At 72.2% G+C, this 10,462-nt stretch carries 10 protein-coding genes; 2 read left to right on the top strand and 8 right to left on the bottom strand.

Annotation, left to right across the window (positions count from 1 at the left end; translation table 11 throughout):
• Window positions 1-133: 133 nt before the first annotated feature.
• From AB0L89_RS36100 to AB0L89_RS36065, 8 genes are all read right to left on the bottom strand, one after another.
• Window positions 134-1,345 (bottom strand): TerD family protein, encoded by a 1,212-nt coding sequence (locus AB0L89_RS36100; protein ID WP_365151085.1) that lies wholly within the window; start codon window positions 1,343-1,345, stop codon window positions 134-136.
• Window positions 1,346-1,450: 105 nt separating this feature from the next.
• Window positions 1,451-1,672 carry a hypothetical protein gene (locus tag AB0L89_RS36095; protein ID WP_365151064.1) on the bottom strand — a complete coding sequence of 74 codons (222 nt, stop codon included), beginning with the start codon at window positions 1,670-1,672 and terminating at the stop codon, window positions 1,451-1,453.
• 91 nt (window positions 1,673-1,763) lie between these two features.
• Window positions 1,764-2,753 carry a zinc-dependent alcohol dehydrogenase family protein gene (locus AB0L89_RS36090; protein ID WP_365151061.1) on the bottom strand — a complete coding sequence of 330 codons (990 nt, stop codon included), beginning with the start codon at window positions 2,751-2,753 and terminating at the stop codon, window positions 1,764-1,766.
• The gene (locus AB0L89_RS36085; RefSeq protein ID WP_365151058.1) at window positions 2,750-3,595 is read right to left on the bottom strand and encodes a carbohydrate ABC transporter permease; all 846 of its coding nucleotides are present in this window, start codon (window positions 3,593-3,595) and stop codon (window positions 2,750-2,752) included. The genes AB0L89_RS36090 and AB0L89_RS36085 overlap by 4 nt, the downstream gene beginning before the upstream one ends.
• Window positions 3,595-4,557 carry a sugar ABC transporter permease gene (locus tag AB0L89_RS36080; protein WP_365151055.1) on the bottom strand — a complete coding sequence of 321 codons (963 nt, stop codon included), beginning with the start codon at window positions 4,555-4,557 and terminating at the stop codon, window positions 3,595-3,597. The genes AB0L89_RS36085 and AB0L89_RS36080 overlap by 1 nt, the downstream gene beginning before the upstream one ends.
• The gene (locus tag AB0L89_RS36075; protein ID WP_365151052.1) at window positions 4,554-5,921 is read right to left on the bottom strand and encodes a sugar ABC transporter substrate-binding protein; all 1,368 of its coding nucleotides are present in this window, start codon (window positions 5,919-5,921) and stop codon (window positions 4,554-4,556) included. Before AB0L89_RS36075 ends, AB0L89_RS36080 begins: the two co-directional genes overlap by 4 nt.
• 180 nt (window positions 5,922-6,101) lie before the next feature.
• Window positions 6,102-6,872: a DeoR/GlpR family DNA-binding transcription regulator gene (locus AB0L89_RS36070; RefSeq protein ID WP_365151049.1), complete on the bottom strand. Its 771-nt coding sequence runs from the start codon at window positions 6,870-6,872 to the stop codon at window positions 6,102-6,104.
• A 329-nt stretch (window positions 6,873-7,201) separates the two neighbouring features.
• On the bottom strand, window positions 7,202-8,011 hold the full coding sequence (locus AB0L89_RS36065; protein WP_365151046.1) for an NAD(P)-dependent oxidoreductase: 810 nt from the start codon (window positions 8,009-8,011) through the stop codon (window positions 7,202-7,204).
• A 293-nt stretch (window positions 8,012-8,304) separates the two neighbouring features.
• Between AB0L89_RS36065 and AB0L89_RS36060 the strand changes: the two genes are divergently transcribed.
• Entirely contained in the window at window positions 8,305-9,279 is a 975-nt protein-coding gene (locus AB0L89_RS36060) for a 5-dehydro-4-deoxyglucarate dehydratase (protein WP_365151043.1), read from the top strand.
• Window positions 9,276-10,448, top strand: a complete 1,173-nt coding sequence (locus AB0L89_RS36055) for a hypothetical protein (RefSeq protein WP_365151040.1) — start codon at window positions 9,276-9,278, stop codon at window positions 10,446-10,448. Before AB0L89_RS36060 ends, AB0L89_RS36055 begins: the two co-directional genes overlap by 4 nt.
• Window positions 10,449-10,462: the final 14 nt, after the last annotated feature.

Here is a 10,462-nt window from a genome sequence, read left to right as displayed (position 1 = left end):
CCGCCGTGAAGTTCGTGGACGACGACGTGGAACTGCCGCTTCCCGGGCCCGAGTTCATCGCGCGGATCCGGGCTCTGACCGCTGCCGGCTCCCTGTGCCCGCCCGCGCCCTTTAGGGGCGCCCGCTCACGTCCTCAAAGGGCCTGCGCCGCCGGCTTCACCATGCCGCGCACCGTGCGGGACTTCACGAACTGCCCCATCGCGGTCATCTCCCACTCGCCGGTGAACTGCCGGATGAGCTTGGCCATCATGACGCCCGTCTGCGCCTCGGCGTTGGTGAGGTCGAAGCGGACGAGCTCCTCGCCGGACGCGGCGTCGATCAGGCGGCAGTACGCCTTCGCGACCTCCGTGAACTTCTGGCCGGAGAACGAGTTCACCGTGAAGACCAGGCCCGTGACGTCCTGCGGGAGACGGCCGAGGTCGACGACGATCACCTCGTCGTCACCGCCGCCCTCGCCCGTGAGGTTGTCGCCGGAGTGCTTGATCGCGCCGTTCACGATCGAGAGCTTGCCGAAGTAGCAGCTGTCGACGTGGTTGCGCTGCGGGCCGTACGCGATGACGGAGGCGTCGAGGTCGATGTCCTTGCCGCGGAACGCGGGCTCCCAGCCGAGGCCCATCTTGACCTGCGAGAGCAGCGGGCGGCCGCCCTTGACCAGGGACACCGTCTGGTTCTTCTGGAGGCTGACCCGGCCCTTGTCCAGGTTGATCTTCCCGGCGCCGGGCGCGGGGGCGGCCGGGGGAGCGGGCGGCGCCGGCGGGGCCGCCAGGCGCGGGTCGGCGGCCGGCGGGGGCGGACCCTGCACGGGCTGGCCCACCGGGGGCGCCATCGGGGCGGGCGGCGCGACCGGGGCGGGCTCCTCCACCGAGACGCCGAAGTCCGTCGCGATGCCCGCGAGGCCGTTCGCGTACCCCTGGCCGACCGCGCGGGCCTTCCACGCGCCGTTGCGCAGATAGATCTCGACGATCACCAGGGCCGTCTCGGTGCCGAGCTGGGGCGGCGTGAAGGTGGCGAGCACCGAGCCGTCGTCGGCGTTGCGGATCGTGGCCGTGGGCTCGACGCCCTGGAAGGTCTGGCCCGCCGCGTCCGGGCTCGCCGTCACGACGATCTTCTCGATGCCGGCCGGTACGGCGGCCGTGTCCACGGTCACCTTGTCGGGGGTGGTGCCCCCGCCCGACTGGTAGGTCACGCCGGGCCCGGAGGGCTGGTTGAAGAAGATGAAGTCGTCGTCGGAGCGCACCTTGCCGTCGGCGGTGAGCAGCAGGCCCGATACGTCGAGCCGCACCGGAGCGGCGACGTCCACCGCCACGCGGGCGGCGGTCAGCGGGATGTTCGAGCCGGGGGTCATAGCTGTCATGCCAGGGGTAACGAACGACCCCGCTTTACCGTTCCCTTACCCGCGCAAGGATTTTCTCGGCCTCGCTCGCGGGTTCTCAGCCACGGTTGCGGGTTCTCAACCACGGTTGCGGGGGTGCGCACGCGCCGCGCGTTCGTTGCCGTGCTTGTAGTTGCCGGTCCAGCGGGCCATCACCAGCTGCGGATCGCCGCTCCCGGCCTCGGCGAGGAACCGCTCGGCGCGGGCGCCGCGCAGGGTTCCGGCGGCCCGTCCGCCGTGCGTGATCACGACGGAGCCGTCGGCGCGGTGCTCGTAGGTGAATCCGTGAGGTCTCGGCATGACCGGGAGCGTAGGCCGCGGCCATGCCGAGGGGTACCGATTTACGGGACCGCGGCCTTGCGTCTTCACGGGACCGCGGCCTTTCGCCGGGCTACGGCACCACGACGATCTTCCGCCCCACTCCGGCGGCGAACTGGTCGAGCGCCCGCGGGTAGGAGTCCAGCGGCAGCCGGTCGCTGATGAACACGTCCGGGTCGAGCACCCCGCCCGCGAACAGCTCGGCGGCCCGCTCGTAGCTGTGCAGGACGGCCATCGAGCCGGTGATGGTGATCTCCTGGTTGTAGATGCGGTACGGGTCGATCGTCACGCGCGTCGCGTAGTCCGCGACACCGAACTGGAGGAACGTGCCCGCCTTGGCGACGCGGTCGAGGCCGTCCTGGATCGCCGCCGCGTTGCCGGTCGCGTCGATCACCACGTCCCAGCCCCCGGGCCGGTCCAGCTCGTCGGCGCCGGCCGCCGACGCGGAGACGCCGAGCCGGGTGGCCGTCGCGAGCCGCTCGGGGTTGAGGTCGACGACGTCGACGCTGGCGGCGCCGGTCCGCTTGGCCAGCTCCAGCATCATCAGGCCCATCGTCCCGGAGCCGTAGATCAGGACGTGCGATCCGAGCCGGGAGCGCAGGACGTCGTAGCCGCGCACCGCGCACGAGAGCGGTTCGATGAGGGCCGCGTCCTGGGTGCGCACGTGGTCGGGCAGGCGGACGCAGTTGGCGGCGGGCGCGAGGGCGTACTGGGCGGCGCCGCCCGCCGTGGTCACCCCGATCGCGGCCCACCGCTCGCAGAGGTTGCCGCGTCCGGCCCGGCAGTAGCGGCACTCGTGGCAGTGCAGGGAGGGGTCGACCGCGACCCGGTCGCCGACGGCCAGTTCGGTCACGTCCCGGCCCAGACCGACGACGGTGCCCGCGAACTCGTGGCCCGGCACCACCGGCAGGGTGGGCGCGAACTCGCCCTGAAGGATGTGCAGATCGGTCCCGCACAGGCCGCACGCGGCGACCTCCACGACGACGTCGCGCGGCCCCGGCGTCGGGTCGGGCACCTCCCCCACGACGACCTTGCCCACCGACTCGACGATCGCTGCCTTCATTTCACGGCTCCCAACGACAGGCCCTGGACCAGCTTGTCCTGGGCGGCGAACCCCGCGGCGAGCACCGGCAGGGAGATGACGAGCGACGCGGCGCACACCTTCGCCAGGAACAGGCCCTGGCTGGTGATGAAGCCGGTCAGGAAGACGGGCGCGGTCTGGGCGACGACGCCCGTCAGCACCCGTGCGAAGAGGAGTTCGTTCCAGCTGAAGATGAAGCAGATCAGGGAGGTCGCCGCGATCCCGGGCAGCGCGATGGGTGCCACCACGCGCGCGAGGATCGTCGGCAGCCGGGCCCCGTCGATCTGCGCGGCCTCGATGACGGGCTTCGGCACCTCGGCGAGGAACGACTGCATCATCCACACCGCGATCGGCAGGTTCATCGAGGTGTAGAGGAGGACCAGCAGCCAGATGTTGTCCAGCAGGCCGGTGTTCTTGGCGAAGAGGTAGAGCGGCAGCAGGCCCGCCACGACCGGCAGCATCTTCGTGGACAGGAAGAAGAAGAGCACGTCCGTCCACTTCTTCACGGGCCGGATGGACAGGGCGTACGCGGCCGGCAGCGCCAGGACCAGCACGCACAGGGTCGAGACGGCCGACGCCACCGTCGAGTTGATCAGCGAGGGCCAGGGGCTCGCGCCGCCGCCCGCGCCGAAGAAGTCGCGGTAGCCGTCCAGGGTGAGCGAGGCGGCGAGCGAGGGCGGGTTGGTCGCGGCGTCCTCCTCCGAGTGGAAGGAGGTCAGTGCCATCCAGGCGACGGGCAGGAAGAACAGGATCCCGGCGAGCCAGGCGGCGAGGCCGAGCGTGGCTCCCCGCGCGCGGGGACGCGACTTCACGGACGCGGCCATCAGCGGGACACCTCCTCACGGAAGAGGGACGAGACGACCCGCAGCGCGAAGGTCGCGATGATCAGCGAGCCGATGACGACGAGCACACCGGCGGCGGAGGCCAGGCCGTTCTCGTGGGCCTGATAGAAGCTCTGGTAGACGGTGTACGGGAGGTTCGCGGTGCCGAGGCCGCCCGAGGTGATGGTGAAGACGGCGTCGAAGTTCTGCACGATGTAGATCGAGCCCAGCAGGGCCCCCAGTTCGAGGTAGCGGCGCAGGTGGGGCAGGGTCAGATGGCGGAAGACCTGCCAGGCGCCCGCGCCGTCCATGCGGGCCGCCTCGACCAGTTCGGGATCGCGGCTCTGCAGCCCCGCGAGCAGGATCAGCATCATGAAGGGCGTCCACTGCCACACCAGCGAGGCCTCGATGGCAAGGAGCGGGGTGTGGGAGATCCAGTCGGGCTGGGCCGCGGAGTCCCCGCCGATCCAGTGCAGCAGGCCGTTGAAGAGCCCGTACTCGGGGTTGTAGAGCACGTGCTTCCACAACAGCGCGGCGGCCACGGGGACCAGCAGGAACGGCGCGATGAGCAGCGTACGGACCAGGGAGCGCCCCTTGAACCTCCGGTCGAGGAGCAGGGCGAGACCGAGCCCGATCACGAGGCTCGCGAGCACGACGGAGGCCGTGAGCAGGATCGTGGTCAGCACGGACTTGCGCAGGTCCGCATCGGTGAGGACCTCGGTGTAGTTGGCGAGTCCGGTGAAGCTGCGGGCGTCCGGATAGAGGGCGTTCCAGTCGAAGAAGGAGATCACCAGGGTGGCCACGAACGGCAGCTGGGTCACGGCGATCATGAAGACGAGGGCGGGCAGCAGGGGCGCCCTGGTGGCCCAGGCGCGCAGCCGTCCCGGTGTCCCCGGCGGCCTCGGCGTGCGGGCGTCGGACGCGCGCGCGTGCCCGGCGGCGGTGGTGCTCGCGGTGGCGGTCATCGTCCCTCGTACTCCTCGGAGATCTTCTCGGCGAGCTGCTGCGACGTGTGCAGGGCCGCGTCGACGGACTGGCGTCCGGCGATGGCGGCGCTGATCTCCTGGGAGACCTTGGTGCCGAGGTCGGTGAACTCGGGGATGCCGACGAACTGGATGCCGGGCGCGGGCCGGGGCTGCACGCCCGGGTCGCGGGGCCGTGCGCCTTCGATGGCGGCGCGGGTGACGTCCTGGAAGGCGGCGGCTTCCTCGCGGTAGGCGGGGTTCGCGTACGTCGACGCGCGCTTGCCGGCGGGCACGTTCGACCAGCCGATCTTCTCGCCGACGAGCTTCTCGTACTCCTTGCCCGAGGCCCAGGAGATGAACTTCCAGGCCTTGTCGGGGTTGCGCGAGGCCTTCTGCAGGCCCCAGGCCCAGGTGTAGAGCCATCCGGAGCTCTCGGTCCCCGCCACGGGGGCGGCGACGTAGCCGATCTTTCCCTTGACCGGGGACTTGGCGGACTCCAGCGATCCGGCGGCGGCCGTCGCGTCGTACCACATGGCGGTCTTGCCCTGGGTGAGGTTGTTGAGGCACTCGGCGTAGCCGGACTGCGCGGCCCCGGACTCACCGTGCTCGCGCACGAGGTCCACGTAGAAGCGGGTCGCCTTCTTGAACTCGGGGGAGTCCAGGCGGGCCTTCCAGTCCTTGTCGAACCAGGTGCCTCCGAAGGTGTTCACCACGGTCGTCAGCGGTGCCATCACCTCGCCCCAGCCGGGCAGACCGCGCAGACAGATGCCCTTCATGCCCGGCTCCTTGCCGTCCACTTGGGCGGCGAGCTTCGCGACCTGCTGCCAGGTGGGTTTCTCCGGCATGGTCAGGCCCGCCTTCTCGAAGACGTCCTTGCGGTACATCAGGAAGGACGACTCTCCGTAGAAGGGCTGTCCGTAGAGCTTGCCGTCGGCGCCGGTGAGCGACTGGCGCATGGGCGGCAGGATGTCCTTCTCGTCGTACGTCCGGTCCTCGCGGGCGTACGAACCGACCTCGTGCAGCCAGCCGTTGCGGGCGTAGATCGGTATCTCGTAGTTGCTGAGGGTCGCCACGTCGTACTGCCCCGCCTGGTTGGCGAAGTCCTGGCTGATCTTGTCGCGGACGTCGTTCTCGGGCAGGACGGTGAAGTTCACCTCGATGCCCGTCTCCTTGGTGAAGTGGGCGGCGGTCAGCTTGCGCAACTCCACCATCTGCGGGTTGTTCACCATGAGGACGTTGATGGAGTCGCCGCCTGAACCGGTCCCGCCGGCGCCGGTCCAGCAGCCGGCGAGCAGCGGGGCGAGCAGCGTCCCTGCGGCGACCGCGGCGAGCGCGCGCGGCCTCCGTCGGCTCGGGGTTCGCATGAATCGCTCCTGGACGTATGGGGGTGAATGGAATGTATGGGGATGAATGGGGTGCTGCGGGGCGTGCGGGGGTAAGGGGTGGGCGGTCGTTTCGGGAGGTGAGGGGGTGCGGGGACGAGGGTGCGGGGAGGGGCGGGGCGGGGGTGCGGTCGGGGAAACGGGGAGGAGGGGCGGGGTGGGTCAGGCGCGGACGACCTGCGGCCCCAGGAGCGAGTAGCGGTGTGCCTCGGACGCGGGCAGCCGGCCGCTCGTGACGATCGTGTCCAGGTCCCCGATCCCCGCGAACCGGCAGAAGCTCGTCGCCCCGAACTTGGTGTGCACGCCCAGGAACACGGTGCGCCGCGAGGCCCTGATGGCCTGCGCCTTCACCTCGCTCACCGCGGGGTCGGGGGTGGTCAGGCCGTGCTCGCGGGAGATGCCGTTGGCGCCGATGTAGGCCAGGTCGATGACGAACCCGGCCAGCATGCGGGTCGTCCAGTGGTCGACGGTGGCGAGCGTGCCGGGGCGGACCCGGCCGCCGAGCAGCAGCACGGTGACGTTCTCCGCCTCGGCGAGGGCGCCCGCGGTGGCCAGCGAGGCGGTGACCACGGTCAGCGCGCGGCCCGCCGCGGCCTCGGGCAGCGCCTCGGCGACCAGCTGGGGCGTGAACCCCTCGTCGACGAAGACGGTCTCGGCGTCGCCGAGCAGGTCGGCCGCGGCGGCCGCGATGCGCCGCTTCTCGGGGACGTGCATGGTCGTGCGGAAGGCGAGGGTCGTCTCGAAGCCCGCGCTCTCCACGGGGTAGGCGCCGCCGTGGGTGCGGCGGACCAGGCCGTGGTCCTCCAGGGCGCGCAGGTCGCGGCGGACGGTCTCCTTGGCGACGCCGAGCTGGGCGGCGAGCGCCGTCACGTCGACGGAGCCGGAGTTCCGGGCCGCGTTGACGATCCGCCGCTGACGTTCTTCCGCGGTCATCGGCGCCACCTCTTCCCCTGGGTCCGCGGTGCCCGTTCGGGCCCTGTGGGGAAGTTCTACCGCCCGTCCGGGAGCGTGACCAGGCTCGCCACGGGCACGATGCTGCCCGGATGTGCCCGCTTGGCCGGGCGGCTGCCTGTGCGGCGGGGTGCGGGCGTGCCCGTATCGGGGGTTCCGCGTGCCCGTTCGGTGCCCGGACGGACCGGGCGGGCGGGGCGGCTCACTCCGGCCACTTCGGCCGATTCACGGTCAGTGCGGGCATGGCGCCCCGGATGCGGCCACGCCGGCTTCAGTACGGCCGCATCGGCTTCTGTGCGGCCACACCTGCTTCAGTACGGCCACACCGGCGGGTTCGTGCAGAAGTGGCCGCCCAGGTGCGCGTGGTCGGGGTTGGCCGGGTCCAGTTCGCCCTGCTCGGCGATGAGCTTCTCCGCGTACTGCTCGGAGTCGTCCTGCGGGTCGTACCCGAGCGCGCGGGCCGACGACAGGTCCCACCACAGGCGGGTGTTGGCGGACGAGCCATAGACCACCGTGTGCCGCACGTCGGGTGCGGTGAGCGCCGCGTGGAAGAGGCGCGCGCCGTCGCCGGGGCTCATCCAGACCGACAGCATCCGCACGCTCGACGGCTCCATGAAGCACGACCCGATGCGGACCGAGACGGTCTCGATGCCGTGCTTGTCCCAGTAGAGCTGGGCGAGGTCCTCGCCGAAGGACTTCGAGAGGCCGTAGAAGGTGTCGGGGCGGCGGGGGGTGTCGAGAGGGATCAGCGGGTCCTCGCCCCGCGGGCGCGGCGTGAAGCCCACGGCGTGGTTGGAGGAGGCGAACACCACGCGCCGCACGCCCTCCTCGCGGGCCGCCTCGTAGAGGTTGTACGTTCCCTCGACGTTCGCCCTGAGGATCTTGTCGAAGGTGGACTCCAGGGAGATGCCCGCCAGGTGGAGGACGGCGTCGACCCCGCGCACGGCCGCGCGCAGCGCCTCCTTGTCGGCGAGGTCGGCCGTGACGGCGTCCGGCTCGCCCGGGACGGCCCGCACGTCGAACAGGCGCAGGTCGTGGCCGTAGGCCGGCAGGAGCCCGCGCATCAGGGTGCCGAGGCCGCCTGCGGCGCCGGTGAGCAGGACGGTGCGGGGAGCGGGCATGCGGGGTCTCCTCGGGCGCGTGTCGGCGCCTCGGGCGGTTGCCGCAGCGCCTTGAAGGGCGTAGTCATTCACGTGCAGGGCGTACTCATTCACGTACAGGATTCACATCCGTGGACACGCTAGGGAGCGCGATCGCGCCGCGTCAAGGGGCTCGCCGGGCCCCTCCGGAGGTGGAAAATCCGCTCTCGCGCGGGCAGTTGATCCGCTTGACCGGGCCCAAGAGGGCAGCTTAGCGTGGGTGTGTTCAGGGATATGGACATGAATCAGAAACGTGCACGCCTTAGGGAGAGCCCGTGACGTCAGCCCCCCTTGCTTCCCGACTCCGCGTCCCCAGCGGGCCGCTGTTCTTCCCGGTCACCGCGTACGGGCCCGACGGCGGACTCGACCCGGCGGCCTTCCGCGCCCATGTGCGCGGCGGCATCGAGGCCGGCGCGGCGGCCGTGTTCGCCTGCTGCGGCACGGGCGAGTTCCACGCCCTGACCCCCGAGGAGTTCCAGGAGTGCGTCGCCGCCGCCGTCGACGAGGCGGCGGGGCGGGTGCCGGTGGTCGCGGGCGCGGGGTACGGCACGGCGCTCGCCGTGCGGTACGCGCGCCTGGCGGAGGAGGCCGGTGCCGACGGGCTGCTCGCCATGCCGCCCTACCTGGTCGTCGCGGGCCAGGAGGGTCTTGTCCGGCACTACACCGAACTGGCCGCCGCCACCTCCCTGGACGTCATCGTCTACCAGCGCGACAACGCCGTCCTCACCCCGGAGACGGTCGTCGAACTCGCCCGCGCCGACGGCATCATCGGCTTCAAGGACGGCCTCGGCGACATGGACCTGATGCAGCGCACCGTCAGCGCCGTGCGCGCGGCGGCGGTGGGCGACTTCCTCTACTTCAACGGCCTGCCGACCGCCGAACTGACCGGGCTCGCCTACCGCGGCATCGGCGTGAGCCTCTACTCCTCGGCGGTCTTCTGCTTCGCGCCCGACATCGCGCTCGCCTTCCACCGCGCGTTCAACGCCGGTACGCCGGAGGGCGACGCGGTCGTGAACCGCCTCGTCGACGGCTTCTACCGGCCCTTCGTGGAGCTGCGCGCCCTGGGCCGCGGCTATGCCGTCTCCCTCGTCAAGGCGGGCGTGCGGCTCGCCGGGCAGGACGTCGGCCCGGTGCGCCCGCCGCTGCACGAGCCCGCCGACGAGCACGTCAAGCGCCTCGCCGAACTCGTGGAGCGGGGCCGCGAGTTGCTCGGCGCCGATCTGCCGGGCGGGCCGGAGGCGGGCGCGTGAGGGCCGCGGCGTTCCTCTACCCCTGGGACGTCGTCGGCGACCCCGACGCCCCCGCCCGCCTCGCCGCGCTCGGCGTCCGGCAGGTCACCCTCGCCGCCGCCTACCACTCCACGCGCGCGCTGACCCCCCGCCACCCGCGCCACCGCGTCGTCACGGCCGCGCACGCCGCCGTGCTCTACCCGCCGGGCGAGCGGTGGCGGGGCAGACGGCTGCGGCCGTACGCCGCCGGGGAGTGGGCGCCGGGCGACGCGTACGCGCGGGCGGCGCGGGCGCTGACCGACGCCGGCCTCGACGTGCACAGCTGGGTCGTCCTCGCCCACAACTCCCGGCTGGGCGCCGACCATCCGGACACCTCGGTGGTCAACGCCTACGGAGACCGCTACGCCTGGGCGCCGTGCATCGCGCGGCCCGCCGTGCGCGCGTACCTCGTCGACCTGGCCGCGGAGGCGGCCGTGCGCCCCGGGACCGGCACGGGCGGCACCGAACTGGAGTCGTGCGGCTGGTACGGCCTCGCGCATCTGCACGCCCACGACAAGATCTCCGGCGTCGACCTCGGCGAGGCGGGCCAGTACCTGATGTCGCTCTGCTTCTGCGCCTCCTGCCGCGCGGGGTACGCCGAACAGGGCCTGTCACCCGACGAGTCGGCCCTCGCCGTCCGGCGTGCCCTGGAGCCCCTGTGGCGCGGCGAAGAGAGCGGCGGAGGGTGGGACACCGTCGAGAAGCTCCTCGGTGCCGGGGCGGCCGCGGCCACGCGCGCGTGGCGAGAGGAGACGGCCCGCACCCTCCAGGAGGCCGTCGTCCGGGCCGTACGGGAGGCCGCGCCCGCCGGCTTCCAGGTCCTGCTCCACGCCGACCCGGTGCCCTACCACTGCGGGGCGAACGCGGGCGTCGACCCCGCGCACATCCTCTCCGTGGCCGACGGCGTGGTCGTGCCCTGCACGGGCGGCGCCGGTGCGCTCGCGCCCTTCGCCGCGCACCGCACGCCGTCCACCGTGCTCGCCGCCAACCTCACCGTCGTCTCCGGCATGGGCGGACGCCCCGCCGTGCTCGCCGACGACGCCGCCCGCGCCGCCGCGCTCGGCGCGGACGAACTGCGGCTCTACCACGCGGGACTGGCCTCCGACGCCGACCTCGCGCACGTCGCGAAGGCCCTGTCGCGCCCGGAGTGATCGCCGATACGATC

Origin of the sequence: Streptomyces sp. NPDC052114, assembly GCF_040680155.1 — a bacterium.
In the GTDB taxonomy this organism is placed as follows: Bacteria; Actinomycetota; Actinomycetes; order Streptomycetales; family Streptomycetaceae; genus Streptomyces.
Note: the sequence above shows the minus strand (reverse complement) of the source record. Positions and strands in the feature narration are given on the sequence as shown.

Bases quoted from the DNA above. Each gene is read 5' to 3' on its own strand.
- AB0L89_RS36100 (WP_365151085.1), bottom strand. From the start codon at position 1,345: ATGACCCCCGGCTCGAACATCCCGCTGACCGCCGCCCGCGTGGCGGTG.
- AB0L89_RS36095 (WP_365151064.1), bottom strand. From the start codon at position 1,672: ATGCCGAGACCTCACGGATTCACCTACGAGCACCGCGCCGACGGCTCC.
- AB0L89_RS36090 (WP_365151061.1), bottom strand. From the start codon at position 2,753: ATGAAGGCAGCGATCGTCGAGTCGGTGGGCAAGGTCGTCGTGGGGGAG.
- AB0L89_RS36085 (WP_365151058.1), bottom strand. From the start codon at position 3,595: ATGGCCGCGTCCGTGAAGTCGCGTCCCCGCGCGCGGGGAGCCACGCTC.
- AB0L89_RS36080 (WP_365151055.1), bottom strand. From the start codon at position 4,557: ATGACCGCCACCGCGAGCACCACCGCCGCCGGGCACGCGCGCGCGTCC.
- AB0L89_RS36075 (WP_365151052.1), bottom strand. From the start codon at position 5,921: ATGCGAACCCCGAGCCGACGGAGGCCGCGCGCGCTCGCCGCGGTCGCC.
- AB0L89_RS36070 (WP_365151049.1), bottom strand. From the start codon at position 6,872: ATGACCGCGGAAGAACGTCAGCGGCGGATCGTCAACGCGGCCCGGAAC.
- AB0L89_RS36065 (WP_365151046.1), bottom strand. From the start codon at position 8,011: ATGCCCGCTCCCCGCACCGTCCTGCTCACCGGCGCCGCAGGCGGCCTC.